The sequence below is a fragment of the Streptomyces sp. NPDC024555 genome (genome assembly GCF_055559335.1).
In genome coordinates, this window is the sequence record NZ_JBVHKV010000017.1 from 121652 (window position 1) to 139073 (window position 17422).

17 protein-coding genes are annotated in these 17422 nt (G+C 73.9%); 8 read left to right on the forward strand and 9 right to left on the reverse strand.

Annotation, left to right across the window (positions count from 1 at the left end; genetic code table 11):
- The 3 genes from ACZ4FH_RS27475 to ACZ4FH_RS27485 all read left to right on the forward strand — a co-directional run bounded on the left by ACZ4FH_RS27475 (position 1) and on the right by ACZ4FH_RS27485 (position 4170).
- Positions 1-948, forward strand: a complete 948-nt coding sequence (locus ACZ4FH_RS27475; protein WP_467308153.1) for an MBL fold metallo-hydrolase — start codon at positions 1-3, stop codon at positions 946-948.
- Positions 945-2672, forward strand: coding sequence for a CocE/NonD family hydrolase (locus ACZ4FH_RS27480; RefSeq protein WP_467308155.1), 1728 nt, complete (start codon positions 945-947; stop codon positions 2670-2672). Before ACZ4FH_RS27475 ends, ACZ4FH_RS27480 begins: the two co-directional genes overlap by 4 nt.
- A 151-nt stretch (positions 2673-2823) precedes the next feature.
- Positions 2824-4170 carry a cytochrome P450 gene (locus tag ACZ4FH_RS27485; RefSeq protein WP_467308156.1) on the forward strand — a complete coding sequence of 449 codons (1347 nt, stop codon included), beginning with the start codon at positions 2824-2826 and terminating at the stop codon, positions 4168-4170.
- Here the strand turns inward: ACZ4FH_RS27485 and ACZ4FH_RS27490 are convergent.
- The 5 genes from ACZ4FH_RS27490 to ACZ4FH_RS27510 all read right to left on the reverse strand — a co-directional run bounded on the left by ACZ4FH_RS27490 (position 4161) and on the right by ACZ4FH_RS27510 (position 8033).
- Complete coding sequence (locus tag ACZ4FH_RS27490) at positions 4161-4655, reverse strand: FBP domain-containing protein (protein WP_383647822.1); 495 nt, start codon at positions 4653-4655, stop codon at positions 4161-4163. The genes ACZ4FH_RS27485 and ACZ4FH_RS27490 overlap by 10 nt on opposite strands.
- A 40-nt stretch (positions 4656-4695) precedes the next feature.
- Entirely contained in the window at positions 4696-5214 is a 519-nt protein-coding gene (locus tag ACZ4FH_RS27495) for a nucleotide triphosphate diphosphatase NUDT15 (RefSeq protein ID WP_467308157.1), read from the reverse strand.
- Between the two features lie 62 nt (positions 5215-5276).
- A complete protein-coding gene (locus tag ACZ4FH_RS27500) occupies positions 5277-6176 on the reverse strand; it encodes an NAD(+)/NADH kinase (RefSeq protein ID WP_467308159.1) in 900 nt (299 codons plus the stop codon).
- Positions 6173-7186: an SPFH domain-containing protein gene (locus ACZ4FH_RS27505; RefSeq protein ID WP_467308160.1), complete on the reverse strand. Its 1014-nt coding sequence runs from the start codon at positions 7184-7186 to the stop codon at positions 6173-6175. The genes ACZ4FH_RS27500 and ACZ4FH_RS27505 overlap by 4 nt, the downstream gene beginning before the upstream one ends.
- A gap of 217 nt (positions 7187-7403) precedes the next feature.
- A complete protein-coding gene (locus tag ACZ4FH_RS27510; RefSeq protein ID WP_467308161.1) occupies positions 7404-8033 on the reverse strand; it encodes a TetR/AcrR family transcriptional regulator in 630 nt (209 codons plus the stop codon).
- Between the two features lie 157 nt (positions 8034-8190).
- Between ACZ4FH_RS27510 and ACZ4FH_RS27515 the strand changes: the two genes are divergently transcribed.
- The 3 genes from ACZ4FH_RS27515 (at position 8191) to ACZ4FH_RS27525 (ending at position 11463) form a co-directional block, all read left to right on the forward strand.
- Complete coding sequence (locus ACZ4FH_RS27515) at positions 8191-9057, forward strand: phosphatase PAP2 family protein (RefSeq protein ID WP_467308163.1); 867 nt, start codon at positions 8191-8193, stop codon at positions 9055-9057.
- A complete protein-coding gene (locus ACZ4FH_RS27520; protein ID WP_467308164.1) occupies positions 9054-10013 on the forward strand; it encodes a DMT family protein in 960 nt (319 codons plus the stop codon). The genes ACZ4FH_RS27515 and ACZ4FH_RS27520 overlap by 4 nt, the downstream gene beginning before the upstream one ends.
- Positions 10014-10131: 118 nt before the next feature.
- Positions 10132-11463: a DUF1254 domain-containing protein gene (locus ACZ4FH_RS27525; RefSeq protein ID WP_467308166.1), complete on the forward strand. Its 1332-nt coding sequence runs from the start codon at positions 10132-10134 to the stop codon at positions 11461-11463.
- Positions 11464-11481: 18 nt separating this feature from the next.
- Here ACZ4FH_RS27525 and ACZ4FH_RS27530 read toward each other — a convergent pair whose 3' ends face one another.
- Both ACZ4FH_RS27530 and ACZ4FH_RS27535 read right to left on the reverse strand, forming a co-directional pair.
- Positions 11482-12126: a GAP family protein gene (locus tag ACZ4FH_RS27530; protein WP_467308167.1), complete on the reverse strand. Its 645-nt coding sequence runs from the start codon at positions 12124-12126 to the stop codon at positions 11482-11484.
- A 187-nt stretch (positions 12127-12313) separates the two neighbouring features.
- On the reverse strand, positions 12314-13162 hold the full coding sequence (locus tag ACZ4FH_RS27535) for a LysR family transcriptional regulator (protein ID WP_467308168.1): 849 nt from the start codon (positions 13160-13162) through the stop codon (positions 12314-12316).
- A 95-nt stretch (positions 13163-13257) separates the two neighbouring features.
- On the opposite strand from ACZ4FH_RS27535, the gene ACZ4FH_RS27540 reads away from it, so the two are divergent.
- Positions 13258-13989: an SDR family NAD(P)-dependent oxidoreductase gene (locus tag ACZ4FH_RS27540; protein ID WP_467308169.1), complete on the forward strand. Its 732-nt coding sequence runs from the start codon at positions 13258-13260 to the stop codon at positions 13987-13989.
- A gap of 9 nt (positions 13990-13998) precedes the next feature.
- Here ACZ4FH_RS27540 and ACZ4FH_RS27545 read toward each other — a convergent pair whose 3' ends face one another.
- Positions 13999-14550, reverse strand: coding sequence for a PadR family transcriptional regulator (locus ACZ4FH_RS27545; protein ID WP_467308170.1), 552 nt, complete (start codon positions 14548-14550; stop codon positions 13999-14001).
- Positions 14551-14627: 77 nt separating this feature from the next.
- A complete protein-coding gene (locus ACZ4FH_RS27550) occupies positions 14628-16643 on the reverse strand; it encodes an oxidoreductase (RefSeq protein WP_467308172.1) in 2016 nt (671 codons plus the stop codon).
- A 230-nt stretch (positions 16644-16873) separates the two neighbouring features.
- Between ACZ4FH_RS27550 and ACZ4FH_RS27555 the strand changes: the two genes are divergently transcribed.
- Positions 16874-17404, forward strand: coding sequence for a DoxX family protein (locus tag ACZ4FH_RS27555; RefSeq protein WP_467308174.1), 531 nt, complete (start codon positions 16874-16876; stop codon positions 17402-17404).
- The last annotated feature ends 18 nt before the right edge of the window (positions 17405-17422 follow it).

The window sequence follows — 17422 nt, forward strand, 5'->3', positions numbered from 1 at the left end:
ATGCCTCCCACCGCCACCGTCCATCCGATGTTCTCGCCGTGGGGCCGCTTCGGCCTCTACAGCTTCTACATCGACGCACCCGAGCCCGCCGTCGTCGACACGGGCATCGCCACCTCGCCCGCCGAAGGCATGGCCCCCGCCCTGGAGGCCCTCGGCCGGCGCGTCGAGGACATCCGCTGGATCCTGCTGACCCACGGTCACATCGACCACATCGGCGGCGCGTACGACCTGTGGGAACGCACCGGCCGCCGCGCCCGGGTCGTCATCCACGAGGCCGACGCCCCGATGCTCCGCTCGCGCCGCGCCCACGTGGACGAATACCTCGCGGGCCGGGGCCGCTACCTCGGCGGCGACGGCTCCGGGGTGGACGCCGCCACCCGTGCCGTCATCTCCGGCGAGATGGAACCCACCCTGCTCGTCCGGGGCGGCGAATCCCTCGACCTCGGCGGCGGGATCACCGTCTCCGTGCACGCCCTGCCCGGCCACACCCCCGGATCGGTCGCCTACGCCCTCGACGGCCAGGGCGACGTCTTCGTCGGGGACGCGGTCCAGGTCCACGGCGCCGCCAACGGCTTCCCCGGATACACCGACCCCGCCGCCTACCGCGCCGGACTGGTCTACGTCCGCGACGCGCTGCGCCCCCGCCACCTCTACCTCGGCCACCCCTACCGCCGGGCCGACGGCACCCCGTACGGCGTGGAACTCGACGCCGAACAGGCCCGGGAGGCCCTGACCCAGAGCCTGGAGGCCGAGGCCCGGGTCGGCGCGGCGGCCTGCGGCTGCCTCGCGGACGGGCCGCGCGCGACGGACTCGCCGTACTCCCCGTTCGCCCGCGCCGCCGAAGAGCTCGGCTACACCGGCGACCCCGCCCTCGAACCCTCGCCGTTCTTCACCTCGATGCACGGCTACCGCACCCAGCACTCGTCGCACAGGAGCTTCGCACCATGACCGACCACCAGACGATCCAGGCGGGCGGACAGCGGATCGCCGTGCGCAAGGACCTCCGCGTGCCCATGCGCGACGGGGTGACCCTGGCCGCCGACGCGTACAGCGGCGTCGACGACAGGCCCCGTCCGGCGCTCGTGGCGCTCAGCCCGTACGGCAAGGAACTCCAGGCGCTCGCCCTCACCACCCCTCCGCAGCGCCGGCCCAGCCCCATGTGGGACGGCTGCATCGAGGCCGGCGACATCGCCCGGGTCGTCGAGGAGGAGTACGTCCACGTCATCGGCGACCTGCGCGGCTCCGGCGCCTCGGAGGGCGAGCACATCGGCAACTACAACGCCGGCGGTGTCCCGCTCGGTGAGGACGCGTACGACTTCATCGAATGGGTCGCCGCCCAGCCGTGGTGCGACGGCAACGTCGGCATGATCGGCATCTCCTACTTCGGGTCCATGCAGGTGCTGGCCGCCGCCGAACGGCCGCCGAGCCTCAAGGCGATCTTCGTCAGCGGCGGCCACTACGACTTCTACGAGACGACGTACCACGGCGGCGTCATGTGGTTCATGCCGCGCGCCGCCCGCGAGGGCCGCGGCGGGGACTCCGGCTGGGCGTTCACCGACGGCGTCAAGTCCCGCATGCTGGAGACGTACACGCCCGAGGAGATCAGGGAACGCGTCACCGAGCGGCTGCGCGACCCGGACGTGGCCGCCTGGCCCAACCTCGTCCATGTCCTCACCTACCCCAAGAACCACGAGGCCTGGTTCGACATCGTCATGAACGACCTCGACGGCGACTGGTACGAGGAGCGCAACCCGGTCACGCTCGCACCCCGCATCGACATCCCCGTCTGGCTCCAGATCGACCAGGGCCGCGGCTGGACGATGGACGGAACCATCGAGACCTTCCACGCGCTGAAGGGCCCGAAGAAGCTCGACATCGGCCCCTACCCGCCGATGCAGTCGCGCCCCTTCGTCGAGGAGCACGACAAGATGTTCCGCTGGTACGCGTACTGGCTGAAGGGCATCGACAACGGCGTCATGGACGAACCCGCCGTCACCGTCCACGTCGAGGGCTCCCGGGAGACCGTCACCGGCACCACCTGGCCGCCCAGGCCCGTCGAGCACCGCCCGCTGTACCTCCGCCCGCGCCGCGCCCTGTCGCCCGAGCCCGAGCGGATGGGCGCGGAGCACGCCGCCCCCGACGGCTTCTACCAGGCCCCGCTCACCGTGACCGACAAGGTGGAGATCCTCAGCTGGTCCACCGCCCCGTTCACCGAGCCGACCGAGATGATCGGCCAGGGCGCCGCGCACCTCTTCATGGAGATCGACCAGCCCGACACCAACCTCATCCTGCGGCTGTGGGACGAGGCCCCGGGCGGCGGACGGCAGCTCCTCACCACCGCCTACCTGAAGGCCTCGCACCGCGAACTCGACGCGGAGCGCACCACCGACGGAGATCCCCACCACCCGCACACCCGGGCGGTCCCGGTCGAGCCGGGCAGGATCGAGGAGTACGTCCTGCGCGTCTACCCGTTCGCCGCCACCCTCCTCCCCGGCCACCGGCTGGTCGCGGAGCTGTCCAACGCCGAACCCCTCGCCGACGAGCACAACGCCCTGCTGCCGCCCGACGCCTTCCACCTGCCGGTGGGCCGCCCCGTCACGCACAAGATCTACCGCGACGCGGCGCACCCCTCCCGGCTGGTGCTCCCGTACACGAGGGCTGCCGGCCGGTGATCCACCACCGGGCCGGGCGCCGTCGCCGGCGACAACTCCGCGACGGACAGGGCCCGTCCACCCGTGACCGCCCCCGTGGTCGCTCGTTGCCCATCCGTACCGGCGGCCGGAGCCCCGGCGGCCGACGAACACGGACAGGACGGCGAAGCCGATGCGTGTGGACAGGACAGCCTGCCCCGGACAACCGCCCGTTCCGCCCGGCGCGGGAGTGCTCACCCACTCCCGCGCCCTGCGGTTCTGGCTGAACCCGGCCAACCTCGCGGCCCGGCTCCATCAGGCCGGCCCCGTCGTCCGGACCAGAACCGGCCCGGCGACCGCCTACCAGATCAACGACCCGGTCCTGCTGCGCAAGGTCGGCAGTGATGAAGAAACCTTCCGGTTCTGGGGCCCGGACCCGAGCCTGCGCGAGTTCAACGAGGACGGGATCGTCGGACTCGAAGGCGCCGCCCACCGGGAGCGGCGCTCCGTGATGAGACCCGCGTTCGCCGCGTCCCGGGTCACCGCGCTCGGGCCCGGCGTCCAGACCCGCACCCGGGAACTGCTCGCCGGCCTGCCCGAGGACCGGCCGCTCGACATCCGGGTGGAGATGAGCCGGCTCGCCTGCGGCCTCCTCGTCAGCTGTGTCCTCAACAGCGAGCTGAGCGACGACACCCTGGCCGGGATCGCGGGCGCCCGCTCCACCCTGTCCGCCGGCACCTTCTGGCGCTACGCCCTCTCGCCCTGGCCCTGGGTGCCCGTGCCCCGGCGCCGCTCCAGCCGCCGCGCGCTCGCCGGACTGGACGAGGCCGTCCGCCAGGTGCGCGCCCACCACCGGCCCGACCCGGACGGCCAGGACCTGGTGTCCCTGCTCGAAGCCGCCGCACCCGGGAACGCCCATGTGGTGGGGCGCGACATCCGCGCCCTGCTGATCGCCGGCATGGAGACCAGCGCCTCCACCCTGGCCTGGGCCTGCTACGAACTGGGCCGCCACCCGGATCTCCAGCGGGAGATCCGGGACGAGGCCGACGCGGCCCCCGATCCGGGCCGCCTCCACGCACACCAGCTCCCGCTGGCGACCGCCTTCCTCCAGGAGGTCACCCGCCTCCACGGCATCCCGTTCCTGGTCCGCCGCACCCGCCACGAGACCACCCACCACGGGGTGCGGATCCCGGCCGGAGCCGTGGTCACGCTGCCTCTGGGATCCCTGCGCCGCGACAGGGACCGCTACCCGGACCCGGACGTCTTCGACCCGCGGCGCTGGCTCCCCGACGCCGAGCCGGAACCGTCCCCCGCCGCGCTGCTCGCCTACGGCCTGGGTCCCCGGTACTGCCCCGGCGCGGCCGCGGCCGATGCGATGCTGCCCGTCGCCCTGGCGACCCTGGCCGGCGCGCGCACACTGCGCCTGGCGCGAACGGGCCGCAAGATCGGCGTGAGCCTGGAACTCACCCCGACGCCCAAGGGCCTGACCATGTACGCCACCCCGTGCGCACCCCGGCGCAGCGCCGGCCGTCAGGAGTAGAGCTTGGCGATGAACGCGGCCAGATTGGCCGTCGTCCGTGCGATCTGCTCCTCGACCGTCAGTGACTCCTTGAAGCGGGCACCGGAGTCCACCGCCTTCTTGCCCCGTACATAGAGCGAGCAGGCGAGGTCCGTGCACATGTACAGCCCCACCGAATTGCCCTCGCGGCCGGCCGGGCCCGCCTTGCGGGCGGTCATCAGCGACACCCCGCTGCCCGGGTGGGTGGTCAGGCAGAGCGAGCACATGCTCCGGTGCAGGAAGCCGCGCTGGTGGGAGGGGAAGCGCAGCGAGATGGCGGCCGGCCGGCCCTCCCGCTCGGTGACGAGGTAGCTGCGCCCGGGGGCGGACAGGTCGCGCCAGCCCAGGAAGTCGAGGTCGTCCCAGGGCAGCTCGTCGAAATCGCGGGGCATCGGCAGCCGGCCCGCCTCACCCTTGGAGCAGTTGACGAACGCATGGCGGATTTCCCGCTCGGTCAAGGCCTTCATGGGACCGACGCTACGGTGCCTATGACTCCTAGGCAAATGATTAATCGCTGTAGGACTCTTCCTGGTCTGCCTTGGGGGCGATGTCGAGCCGGTGCACGGGCGGGTGCGCGATGCCGAGATCAGGCCGCCAGGCCGCCAGGATCTGTGCGGAGGGGTCGAACAGCGGGGCGGGCAGTTCCTCGGGGCGGATCCACTGCCAGGTGGTGATCAGATGGGGTTCGGTGACCTCAGGGACGGCGGCGGTGATGTCGACGAGGGCGGCCATGGTCACCCGGTTGATGCCGTGCACGGCGTCGTGGAGCATCGCGAGGACCCGCACCTCGTCCGCGCCCACACGGAGCCCCGTCTCCTCGCGCAGTTCGCGTGCGGCGGCCTCCGCGACCGATTCGTGCGTCGCGTCGACCTTGCCGCCGGGCAGCTCCCAGGTGCCGCTGTGGTGCCGGCCGAGGAGGATCCGCCCCCGTCCGTCCCGGACGAGCACCCCGACCCCCAGCGCGGCCTGGGCCTGCGGCGGGCGGGCGTTGCGGGCGGGGATCCCGGTGGTCGTGTCGTCGTCCATGCCGCTCCTCGGTCGCTCGGGTCGGGAGCGAGCCTACGGAAGGCGGGGCCCCGTCCGCCTCCTCATACCGTCAGCCGCAGCGAGGTGGCGGAGATCCCCACGCGCACGCTCTGCCCCCAGGTCAGTTCCAGCGCGTCCGACTCCATCCCGTCGCCGAAGACCACCACCCGGTCCGATTCGACGGTCAGCCGCAGCCCCTGGCCCCGGCCCAGCTCGCCCGCGACCAGTGAGGTGCCGGTGGCGGGCGAGGGCCAGGCCTCCCGGACGAACCAGAGGAGCCGGGGATCGGTGGGGCCGGGCAGGGGCAGCGCGCTGCGGCGTTCCTGCCACAGCGAACGCAGCCAGCCGGTGGCGCCGGTTCCGGTGCCGACGAGCACGCCCGAGGAGGCCTGCGACTCGGCCGGGGCGTCCGCCCGGTCACCGGCGAGCCGGTAGCGGGCCGTCTGGTGCCCGGCCGGGCCCAGGTAGATCTCGTTCAGCGCGAGGAGCCGCTGGGTGTCGTCGGCCACGGCCTCGACCATGGTCAGCTCGTCCGCCGCACCGCCCGCCGCGACCGACGCCCGCAGCAGGGCCGCCGCGTCGGCGGGCCGGTGCCGGACGAGCACGCCGGGGTTGCGGCCCGGATCGGTGTCGATGCCCACGACCGGCTGGCCGGAGAGGTACTTGGCCGCGTTGGCGACCAGCCCGTCCTGCCCCACGACGACGACCACGTCCTCGGGTGCGAAGAGGAACCGGTCCAGATCGGCGCGCTCCACCCGGGACTGCCGCCAGGTGAGCGGAACGGCCGCCGCCACCTCGGCCAGCGCCCGCCCGGTCCGCTCGTGGCGGGCGGCCACCTCGTCGAGGGAGCGGCCCCGGCTGGAGAGGAAGAACGCCGCCTGGCCGTGCGTGCCGTGCCGGGCCAGCAGCTCCTCGTACTCGGTGGTGCGGTGGACCAGGACCGCCCGGGGTGCCAGGCTCACGCCCCGGCCTCCGGGGCGGGGCGGCCGAGCCGGCTCAGCAGCCCGGTCAGCACGTCGGGCGACAGGGTGAGGCTGTCGATCTTCGGCAGGTTCTCGGCGAGCCGGGTCGCGGCCAGCGCGTGCAGCGTCGCCGCGTCCACCTCGCCGTGCGCCCGCAGCCAGGCCGCCTGCGCCTCGGCGCGGGCCGCACCGGCCTCCCGGGCCGCCTCCGCCTCCGCGCGGGCCAGCCGCACCGTGCGGGCGGCCTCCGCCTCGGTGCGCACCCCGTCGGCCGCCGCGCGCTCCTCGGCCTCGCGCCGGGCGTTGGTGCCGCGCTGCTCGACGAGCTGTTCCTCGCGGCGGGCCAGCTCGATCTGGCTGGCCAGTTCGTTCTCCGCGATGGTCCGCTCGCGCTCGACGGCCACGGCCCGGCGTTCGTACGTCGCCCGGTCGGCCTCCTGCTGGATCTGCTCGCGGGCGGGGGTGCGCAGCGCCCGCTCCACCTCGGCCTCGGGGCGGATGGCGACGACGCGCACCGCGACCACGTCGATGCCGGTGGCGGGCAGCCGGGGCTCGGCGGAGAGTCCGGCCGCGACCCGTTCGCGCACCGCGGCGACCCCGTCGACCAGGGCGGCGGCGAGCGGGGTGCGGGCCAGGACGTCGAGGGTGTGCTGCTGGGCGGTCTCGGTGAGCAGGGTGGCGATCTGCTCCAGCGGGGTCCCGCGCCAGGCCCCGGTGTCCGGGTCGACGGAGAAGTCCAGTCGGGCGGCCGCCTCGGCCGGGTCGCTGATCCGGTACGTGACGGTGGCCTGCACCGTGACGTCCTGGAAGTCGGCGGTGCGGGCGTGGAAGGCCATGGCCAGTTCGCGGTCGTCGACGGGCACCTCGGAGAGCGCGGCGCTCAGCGAGCGGTACCAGAAGCTGAGCCCGGCCCCGTCGTGGACGAGCCGGCCGCGCTTGTGGTGGCGGATGTGGGCGGTGGGCGCGGAACGCAGATGGCGCCAGCCGAACCGCCGGGTGATGTCGGCCACGATGGGACCCCCTCTTTCTCGTCATGACGACGATAATAAAGAGCGCCGCATATCGTCAAGAGGACGAAAAGGAGGGGGTGCGGAGCCGGGGGAACGCCCGGCCGGCCGGTGACTTCCTGCGAAGCCACCGGCCGGCCGGGGGTGGTGCGCCGCCCCCGTCCCCACGGTGCGGCGCGTGCGGACCGTCGTCATCCGCTCGGACGACGGCCCACGTCTTTCAGGACCCGGTCGCTTCCGCGTCCAGGCCGAGTGCGGGGAACACGGACCCCTCCACGAAGCGGACGAGGAAGGTCTCGTCCGCGTACGCGCAGTCCAGCAGCGGGCGGGCGCGCATGACGCCCAGCAGTTGCGCGGAGACGAACTCCACGGCCGGATTGTCCGCCGCGACCTCGCCGCGCTCCACGCCCCGCGCGACCATCGCGTCGATCGCCGCCAGCTCCGGCAGGATCAGCGAGGACCGCATGGCGCACAGCAGCTCGGGGCTCTGCAGCGCGGCATGGCTCAGTGCCAGCATCAGCGGGGTGTCCCGCCCGGAGCCCTGCCCGATGGCGCGGGCCGCCTCGCGCAGATCGCCCGCCAGTGTGCCCGTGTCGATCCGGCGGAGCAGTCCGCGCCGTGTCCCGTTCAGCGCCGCGACCACCAGCTCGGGCTTCGAGCCCCACTGGCGGTAGAGCGTCGACTTGCCGCAGCGCGACCGGGCGGCCACGCCCTCCATGGTCAGCGACTCGTAGCCGTTCTCCCGCAGCATGTCGAGCACGGCGGTGTAGAGCTCCTGGGCCCGTTCCGGCGTGATCTTCGAGCGGCGCGACGCGGTGGCCTGGTCCGGCTCCGTTTTCTGCGACGACATGCACGTTCCCTCTCTGCGGCGAGGCCTTCGATACGCCAGTGTACCGATACGCGCGTGTTCCGATACGGTCGCGTATCGGTACACTGGCGTATCGATAAGGTGCGGGACCTCCCCGCGCCGTTCGATCCACCGTTCGTCAGCAAAGGGGCACCGGGTGATGTTCGCCGGTAGCAGGCCCGCCGATCGAGAGCCGGACACCACAGCCCGACCGCCCCTCGTCCGCGAGCTTCTTCTCGTCGTAGGACTCTTCGTCGTCTACAAGTTCGGCCGCCAGGCGGCCAACGGCCACGTCGACGAGGCCTTCCACAACGCCGGGCGCGTCTGGGACCTGGAACGGGCGGTGCACCTGCCCGACGAGGGCATGGTCCAGGCCCTGCTCCTCCACAACGAGACGCTGATCCACGCCGCCAACACCTACTACGCCACCGTGCACTTCCCGGCGACCCTGCTCTTCCTCGCCTGGCTCTACTGGCGGCGCCCGCTCCACTACCTCTGGTCGCGCCGCATCCTCGCCGTCCTGACCGGCGCCGCGCTCGCCCTCCACCTGGTCTTCCCGCTGGCCCCGCCGCGCCTCCTCGCCGCCACCGGCCTGGTCGACACCGGCCAGGTCTACGGACCGACGGTGTACGGAGCCACCCCCTCGACCGACTCCATGGCCAACCAGTTCGCCGCGATGCCCTCCCTGCACTTCGGCTGGGCCGTCATGGTCGGCGTCGGCCTCGTCGTCGCCACGCGCTCACGGTGGCGCTGGCTCTGGCTGCTGCACCCGGCGATCACCCTCCTGGTCATCGTCGGCACCGCCAACCACTACTGGATGGACTCCCTCGTGGTCGCCGCGCTGCTCTCCGTCGCCTTCGCGGCGCTGCGGCTGCCGCGCACCGGACCGGTCCGGGCACCGCTGCCGTGGCCGTCCGCGAACGGCGCCCCCGCCCCCGCCACCCCGTACGGCACCGCCGCACGCGTCCCCGGCCCGTCCGCCCCCCGTACGTCCACGGGATACGCGTCCGCCGGAACACGCCGGTGAACGCCACCGCGGCCGCCGTCGCGCTCTCGCTCGTCTCCGCCGTCGCCTACGCCTCGGCCGCGGTGGCACAGGCCCGGCTCGCCGGACGCACCCCGCCCGGCTCCGGAATCCTGGGGCTCCTCGGGCGCGGGACCTGGTGGGCGGCCGTCGGCCTGAACGCCGGCGGCGCGCTGCTGCACGTCGCCGCGCTCAAGTACGGCTCCCTGACCCTGGTCCAGCCCCTGGGCGCGCTGACCCTGGTGGCCGCCGTCCCGCTCGGGGCCCGCGCCGCGGGCCGCCGGGTCTCGGGCACCGAATGGCACGGCACCCTGCTGACCCTGCTGGGTCTCGGCGCCCTCCTCGCCGCCGCGGGCGGCACCGCGCCGCACGAGACGCTCACCCTCGTCGAGGCGCTGGCCGTCGGCGCCGCCACCGTGGCGCTCGTCGCCGGACTCAGCCGCCCCGGCACCCGCCCGGGGCTGCGGCACGCGGCAGCGTCCGGGATCACCTCGGGCGTCGCCTCGGCCCTCACCCAGACCCTCACGGTCGCCGTCACCGACCACACCACCGGCCCGCTGTTCACCTGGCGCCTGGTCGTCGTCGCGGTCCTCGTCCCGGCCTTCGCGACGGGCGGACTGCTCCTGTCCCAGACCGCCTACCGGGGCGGCCTCGGCGCACCCCTCGCCGTCGTCACCCTCGCCAACCCGGTCGCCGCCGCGGCCATCGGGCTGGCGCTGCTGGGGGAGCGGCTCCAGGGCGGCACGCTCGGGCTGGTCCCCGCGCTCCTCGGCGCCGCCGCGGCCGTACGCGGGGTGATCCTGCTCAGCCGCGCCCAGGCGCGGACCGCGCCGGCCGCCCCCGCGCCGGCCGTCGAGGGCCCGCCCGCTCCCACCCCCTCCCGCGTCGTCATCGCCCGCCCGCGTGCCCTGCGCCCGCACCACGGCCAGGCACGAAGGATCCGGGCCGGCCGCCCGTGACCGCGGCGCACGGACCACCGGGCGCCTCACCCGTCCGGCGGATCCATCGCGCGGTCACCGGGGCACGCTCGTAGCGTCGGGCCGGGACGAGACACACCGCGGCACCCGGGAGAGACCCATGACGGACGCATCGCTGGAGAAGCTGGCCGCCGAGGCCTGGCTGTACGGATATCCGCTGGTCACGGCGGCGGTGACGAAGCGCACCATGACGGCGGTCCCGGCCCGCGACGACGCGCGCCGCAAAGCGCCCGTCAACCAGTTCACGTACATGCGCACCACCCCGGACGCCGACTTCACCGAGGTCGTCTCGCCGAACGCGGACACCCTGTACTCCAGCGCCTGGCTCGACCTGTCCGAACAGCCCCTGGTGCTGACCCTGCCCGACTTCGGCGACCGCTTCTGGATGGTCCCCGTGCTGGACGCCTGGTCCAACGTCTGCGCCGTCGTCGGCCGCCGTACGCACGGCTCCTCGGCCGGTCCGTTCCTGATCGCCGGTCCCACCTGGTCGGGAGCGACACCGCAGGGCCTCACCCTGCTGACCTCGCCCACCGCCGTGAACTGGATCATCGCCCGCTACGCGACCAGCGGCCCCGCGGACTTCCCGGCCGTCAACCGGCTCCAGGACGCCACCCGGCTCATCCCGCTCTCGGAGTGGACCGGCGACCCGGACGCCTACACCCCGCCCACCGACGCCCCCGTCGCCGAGGGCGTCGACACCACGACACCGCCCGTCGACCAGGTCCACGCGCTCAGCGGCCACGCGTACGTCACCCTCCTCAACCGGATGATGGCGGACAACCCGCCCGGCCCCGCCGACGCCCCGGCCCTGGAGCGGTTCGCCGCCCTCGGCATCGCCCCGGGCGCCGACCCGGACGCTCTGGCCCCCGCACAACGCGCCGCCCTGGACGCCGGGGCACGGCAGGGCCCCGAGACCCTGCGCACCCTGCTGGCCCGCGCGGAGTCCGCGAACACCGGCGGCTGGACCGTGCACCGGGGCCTGGGGGACTACGGAACCGACTACACCAAGCGCGCCCTCATCACCCGCTTCGGCTACGGGGCCAACCTCGACGCCGACGCCCTGTACCCGCACGCCACCACCGACTCCGAGGGCCGCCCACTGAGCGGCGCGCACACCTATGTGCTCCACTTCGGGCCCGGTGACACCCCGCCCGTCGACGGCTTCTGGTCGCTGACGATGATGAACGAGCACCAGTTCTTCGCCGCCAACCCGCTGGACCGCTACGCGATCGGCGACCGCAGCGGCATGCGGACCAGCCCCGACGGATCCCTGGACATCCTCGTCCAGCACGAGAACCCCGGCCCCGACCACGAGAGCAACTGGCTCCCGGCCCCCACCGGCAGCTTCAACGTGTTCCTGCGTCTGTACTGGCCCCGGCGGCCCGCCCTCACCGGCGACTGGACCCCGCCCACACTGCGGCGCACCGGCTGAAGCGGTCCGACGCGGGCCTCAGGTGGCCAGGGCGTAGATGCTCGCGCCCATCAGCCACAGGCCGACGACCAGGGAGAGCGTGACGATCAACTGCTCCTGGTGCCGGCCCAGCCAGTCCCGCAGGGCGTCCAGCCGGGCCCCCGCCGCGACCGGGGCCCACACCGCGTACATCTCCATGACGATGAGGCTCAGCGTGGCCAGCACACAGAAGCCGGTCAGCGCGAGCCAGTCCTCGGCGCCGGACAGATCCGCGTCCAGCGCCGTCGCCGCACCGGCTCCGACCAGCCCCCACGGCTGCACCAGCCACGCCAGCCCGGCCGCCGCGCCCCAGGAGGCGTGGTCGATCCGGGCGGCCCAGCGCGGGGTGCCGTGGGGCGGGTGCGGCCGGCGCCGGCGCCGTGCCCCGTACAGCACCAGGCCCAGACCGATGGCGAGTTTCGCGGCCAGCGCGGCGGTCGAGGGCGCGGTGTGGCGGGCCGGGGGATGACCACCGGTCAGCAGCACCACGACGGCGATCACGGCGACCAGGTTGGCCAGCCACGAGAGCAGGAACGCGAGCCCCAGCCGTACGCCGCGCCGGGCGGCCAGCAGCAGGATGAACGCGCTGTTGTGCAGGGGCCCCAAGGTGATGGCCGCGCCGATCACCGCCAGGTCGAGGACCATGGATCCAGTCGCTCCCGAGCGTCAGAGCCGTCCGCCACCCGGGGACCGGGGACCGGGCGGGAGGGGGACACGGCACCGGCCCGGCGCCGCACCCCGACTGTCCAGGCGGCGGCGCGACGGGTCAAGCAGGCCACGCCAGCGAGCCACACGATGGGCGGTACCGCGCCGGCCGGCCCGCGACCGCCGGTCAGAGACCGGTCGCCGTCCGGACGAGATCGGCGACGGCCCGCGAGCGGCTGTGCGGCGGCCAGGCGATCACCGTGGTGACCGTCGGCGCGTCCAGGACCGGCACGGTCGCCAGATCACCGGGCAGATGGGTCCGGCACGACTCCGGCAGCACCGCACACGTCCGGCCGAGGCCGATGAGCTGCAACAGCTGTGTGTGGTCACGGACCTCCGGACCCGGTCCGGGCCGGTAGGAGCCGTCGGGGCGCGGCCAGCGCGGCCGGGGCAGGTCCGGCACCGAGACGGTGTCCGCCAGCATCACATGGGGCCGGGCGGTGAGCGGATGGCCGGAGGGCAGGACCACCACCTGGCCCTCCGAGCCGAGCTCCTCCGTGTCGAACCCGGTCGTGGAGTCGAACGGCAGGTGCAGCAGGGCCACGTCGGCCCGGCCCTCGCGCAGATACCGCTCCTGCTCGGCCGGGCCGCACAGCACGACGTCCACCGGGACCGCGCCGGGCTCGGCGGCGTAGGCGTCGAGCAGCTTCGCCAGCAGGTCCTTGGACGCACTCGCCTTGGCCACCAGCACCACGCTCGGGCCGCCGGTCGCGGAGGGGGCGGCGCGGCGGGTCCGGCGCTCGGCGGCCTCGACCTGGTCGAGGGCCGCCCGGCCCTCCACCAGCAGCACCCGCCCGGCCTCGGTCAGCGACACCGAGCGGTTGGTCCGCTCCAGCAGCACGGTGCCCAGCCGCCGTTCGAGCTGCTGGACCGCCCGGGACAGGGGCGGCTGAGCGATCCCGAGCCGCTGCGCCGCGCGCCCGAAGTGCAACTCCTCGGCGACGGCGACGAAGTAACGAAGTTCCCGGGTCTCCACGGCGCCACCGTACCCCGGATCAATACCCTGACGGTATCGTTCCCGGCTTCATCGGTCTTGGACCGTCACAGGGCCCCGGAAGCAGCATGGTCCCCATGAGCGAACGAACGATTGCGCTGGTCACCGGCGCGAACAAGGGCATCGGTTACGAGATCGCCGCGGGCCTGGGCGCCCTCGGCTGGAGCGTCGGCGTCGGCGCCCGCGACGAGGAGCGCCGGAACACCGCGGTGGAGAAGCTGCGGGCGGCCGGAGTCGACGCGTTCGGCGTCCCGCTGGACGTCACCGACGACGCGAGCGCCACCGCCGCCGCACGGCTGATCGAGGACCGGGCCGGACGCCTCGACGTCCTCGTCAACAACGCGGCCATCACCGGCACGATGCCGCAGGAACCCAGCCGGGTCGACCCCGCCACGATCCGGACCGTCGTCGAGACCAATGTGATCGGCGTCGTCCGCGTCACCAACGCCGTGCTGCCGCTGCTGCGCCGCTCCGTCGCGCCGAGGATCGTGAACATGTCCAGCGGGGTCGGCTCCCTCACCCGGCAGTCCGAGGACGGCGCCGAGGACACGACGGGGCCGATCTCCGCCGCGTACACCCCGTCGAAGACGTTCCTGAACGCCCTCACCGTCCAGTACGCCCGCGAGCTGACGGGCACGAACATCCTCGTCAACGCCGGCTGCCCCGGCTTCGTCGCGACCGATCTCAACGGCTTCCGCGGGACCCGCACCCCCGCCCAGGGAGCGGCGATCGCCCTCCACCTCGCGACCCTGCCCGACGACGGCCCGACCGGCCGGTTCTTCGAGGACGCGGGGCCGGTTCCCTGGTGACCCGCGTGGTCAAGTGAGCTGCGCGGCGGCTGTGCCCGCGTCCGCTTCCAGGGCGCGGGCCAGCCAGCCGATCCAGAAGTTCTCCAGATCGATGCCGCCGCGCAGGACCAGATGGCGCAGCCGGTCCTCGGGAGCGTCCCGGCCGGGCGGGAAGTCCCGCTCCTCGATGGCCTCGTACTCCGCGAGCCGCCGCCGGTGCAGCGCGAGGTGCCGGCGCAGCTCCGCGTCCAGGCCCTCCGCCCCGACGACCGCCGCCGCCCGCATCCGCAGCAGCAGCGGATCGCGGATCTGCTTGGGGTCCTCCGGCAGGTCCACCCAGGCGGACAGCGCCGCGCGGCCCTCCGGCAGCACCTCGTACTCCTTCTTCTGCCCCCGGGCCGGCTGCGCGGGGGCGAGGGCGCGAATCTGCCCGGCGTGCTCCAGCTTCCCCAGCTCGCGGTAGATCTGCTGATGCGTCGCCGACCAGAAGTAGCCGATCGAGCGGTCGAACCTGCGGGTCAGCTCCAGCCCCGACGAGGGCTTTTCGAGCAGGGCGGTGAGGATCGCGTGCGGGAGTGACATGGGAGGCATCCTAGGGACGGCGGGCGGCCGGTCCGCCCGGCGGACCGGCCGGCGGGCGTCGCGGGCCCGGCCGGGGGTCAGAGCGCGGCGGCGAGTTCGGTGCCCTGGCGGATCGCCCGCTTCGCGTCCAGTTCGGCCGCGGCGTCCGCGCCCCCGATGAGGTGCGCGGACCGCCCGGCGGCGCGCAGCTCCTCGTACAGGTCGCGGCGCGGTTCCTGTCCGGCGCAGAGGACGATCGTGTCGACGGGCAGCAGCTGCGGCTCGCCGTCGACCGTCAGGTGCAGCCCCTCGTCGTCGATGCGCTCGTAGCCGACCCCGGCGACCGTGCGGACGCCGCGGTGCCGCAGTTCGGTGCGGTGGATCCAGCCCGTCGTCTTCCCGAGGCCCGCGCCGACCTTGCCGGTGCGGCGCTGGAGGAGGTGGACGGTGCGCGGGGACTTCGCGCGCTCGGCCGTGCCGAGCCCGCCGCGCTCGACGTACGCCGTGTCGACGCCCCACTGCCGGAAGAACGTCTCCGGGTCCCGGCTCGCAGCTTCGCCGCCGTCGGTCAGGAACTCGGCCACGTCGAAGCCGATGCCGCCCGCGCCGATGAGGGCCACCCGGTCGCCGACCGGTGCGCCGTGGCGCAGCACGTCCAGGTAGCCGACGACGCTCGGGTGGTCGACGCCCGGGATGTCCGGAGTGCGGGGGGTGACGCCGGTCGCCAGGACGATCTCGTCGAAGCCGTCGAGACCGTCGGCCTCCACCCGGCTGCCCAGGCGCAGTTCGACGTTCTCCTCGGCCAGCCGGGTGCGGAAGTAGCGCAGCGTCTCGTCGAACTCCTCCTTGCCCGGCACCCGGCGGGCCACGTCGAGCTGGCCGCCGATCTCGTCGGCGGCGTCGAAGAGAGTCACCGCGTGGCCGCGTTCGGCGGCCGTGACCGCGCAGGCCAGCCCGGCGGGACCGGCCCCGACGACGGCGACGCGCTTGCGCGTCCGGGTCGGCGAGAGGGTCAGCTCGGTCTCGTGGCAGGCCCGCGGGTTGACCAGGCAGGAGGTGATCCGGCCGCTGAAGACGTGGTCCAGGCAGGCCTGGTTGCACCCGATGCAGGTGTTGATCGCGTCCGCGCGTCCCGCTCGGGCCTTGGCCACGAAGTCCGGGTCGGCGAGGAAGGGCCGGGCCATCGACACCATGTCCGCGCGCCCCGACGCCAGGATCTCCTCGGCGACCTCGGGGGTGTTGATGCGGTTGCTGGTCACCAGCGGTACGGAGACGGCGCCGCGCACCTTCTCGGTCACCCAGGTGAACGCGCCGCGCGGCACCGAGGTCGCGATGGTGGGGATCCGCGCCTCGTGCCAGCCGATCCCGGTGTTGATGATCGTCGCCCCGGCCGCCTCGATCTCCCGGGCCAGGTGCACGACCTCCTCCAGCGAGGAGCCGCCGGGCACGAGGTCCAGCATGGAGAGCCGGTAGATCAGGATGAAGTCGCTGCCGACCCGCTCCCGGACCCGGCGCACGATCTCGACGGGGAAGCGGATGCGGTTCTCGTACGAACCGCCCCACCGGTCCTCGCGGTGATTGGTCGCGGAGGCGATGAACTCGTTGATCAGATAGCCCTCGGAGCCCATGATCTCGACCCCGTCGTAGCCGGCGCTCCGGGCCAGTGCCGCCGCGGTGACGAAGTCCTCGATGGTCTCCTCGACCTCGGCGTCGTCGAGCGCGTGCGGGGTGAACGCGCTGATCGGGGCCTGGATCGCACTCGGTGCCACCAGCGCGGGGTGGTGCGCGTACCGCCCGAAGTGCAGGATCTGCATCGCGATCCGGCCGCCGGCCGCGTGCACGGCCGAGGTGACCTCGGCGTGCCGGGCGGCCTCCGCCTCGGTGGTCATCCTGGCGCCGCCGGGCATCGAACAGCCCCGCTCGTTCGGCGCGATGCCGCCGGTGACCATGAGGCCGACCCCGCCCCGGGCGCGTTCGGCGTAGAACGCGGCCATGCGCGCGAAGCCGTTCTCGGCCTCCTCCAGGCCGACGTGCATCGATCCCATGATCACCCGGTTGGGAAGGGTGGTGAACCCGAGGTCGAGCGGGCTCAGCAGATGGGGGTACGGGCTCATGCGGCGTCTCCTCGCGCAGTGTCGTCGCACCAGTTCTAGAGGAGCCGCCCGCCATTGTGCAACAAGTTGCACAATGGCGAATGTCGCACTGTGTCACGGGTCACGGCCCCAGCGGAGTGCGCTCGAACGGAGCAGTACCGCAGCCCGTCGGCGTGGCCCGGCGCGGAGAGTGGGGGAGGTACGGCTCCGGGCCCGCTTCCGGCCGGCCCCCGAACCCTTCCGGAGTCCTCATGGGCAGCGTCAACCGTCATGACCTCGGCCTGCTGGTCCTGCGGGTCGGCACCGGCGCGGTACTGGCCGCGCACGGCACCCAGAAACTCGCCGGCTGGTTCGGCGGCGGAGGCATCGAGGGGACCACCGCGGCGATGGAGGCCATGGGCTTCCACCCGCCGAAGCACAGCGCGGTCGCGGCGGGTCTCGGCGAGGCGGGCGGTGGCGCCCTGCTGGCGCTCGGCCTGGCCACCCCGGCCGCCGGGGCCGCCGCAGCGGGCGCCATGGCGGGCGCGGTGGCCGTCCACGCCCCGGCGGGCTTCTTCGCCCAGGGCGGCGGCTACGAGTACCCGGCGTTCCTCGGCTTCACGGCGGCCGCCATCGGGCTGATCGGCCCCGGCCGCTACTCCGTGGACCACGCCACCCGGCACGCCTTCAACCAGCCCTGGACGGTCGCCCTGGCCTTCCTCGGCAGCGCCGCCGCAGCGGCCGCCGTCGTCGGCAAGCGGGCCAGGGCGCAGTCCGAGCCGCTGGAGACCTTCGACGAGTGACGGGGCGGGGGTGGCCCG

What these genes read in the sequence shown, in the direction of transcription:
- ACZ4FH_RS27550 (WP_467308172.1), bottom strand. Translation starts at nt 16,643, where the DNA reads ATGAGCCCGTACCCCCATCTGCTGAGCCCGCTCGACCTCGGGTTCACC.
- ACZ4FH_RS27490 (WP_383647822.1), bottom strand. Translation starts at nt 4,655, where the DNA reads ATGAAGGCCTTGACCGAGCGGGAAATCCGCCATGCGTTCGTCAACTGC.
- ACZ4FH_RS27475 (WP_467308153.1), top strand. Translation starts at nt 1, where the DNA reads ATGCCTCCCACCGCCACCGTCCATCCGATGTTCTCGCCGTGGGGCCGC.
- ACZ4FH_RS27495 (WP_467308157.1), bottom strand. Translation starts at nt 5,214, where the DNA reads ATGGACGACGACACGACCACCGGGATCCCCGCCCGCAACGCCCGCCCG.
- ACZ4FH_RS27545 (WP_467308170.1), bottom strand. Translation starts at nt 14,550, where the DNA reads ATGTCACTCCCGCACGCGATCCTCACCGCCCTGCTCGAAAAGCCCTCG.
- ACZ4FH_RS27515 (WP_467308163.1), top strand. Translation starts at nt 8,191, where the DNA reads ATGTTCGCCGGTAGCAGGCCCGCCGATCGAGAGCCGGACACCACAGCC.
- ACZ4FH_RS27555 (WP_467308174.1), top strand. Translation starts at nt 16,874, where the DNA reads ATGGGCAGCGTCAACCGTCATGACCTCGGCCTGCTGGTCCTGCGGGTC.
- ACZ4FH_RS27540 (WP_467308169.1), top strand. Translation starts at nt 13,258, where the DNA reads ATGAGCGAACGAACGATTGCGCTGGTCACCGGCGCGAACAAGGGCATC.
- ACZ4FH_RS27525 (WP_467308166.1), top strand. Translation starts at nt 10,132, where the DNA reads ATGACGGACGCATCGCTGGAGAAGCTGGCCGCCGAGGCCTGGCTGTAC.
- ACZ4FH_RS27480 (WP_467308155.1), top strand. Translation starts at nt 945, where the DNA reads ATGACCGACCACCAGACGATCCAGGCGGGCGGACAGCGGATCGCCGTG.
- ACZ4FH_RS27510 (WP_467308161.1), bottom strand. Translation starts at nt 8,033, where the DNA reads ATGTCGTCGCAGAAAACGGAGCCGGACCAGGCCACCGCGTCGCGCCGC.
- ACZ4FH_RS27530 (WP_467308167.1), bottom strand. Translation starts at nt 12,126, where the DNA reads ATGGTCCTCGACCTGGCGGTGATCGGCGCGGCCATCACCTTGGGGCCC.
- ACZ4FH_RS27485 (WP_467308156.1), top strand. Translation starts at nt 2,824, where the DNA reads ATGCGTGTGGACAGGACAGCCTGCCCCGGACAACCGCCCGTTCCGCCC.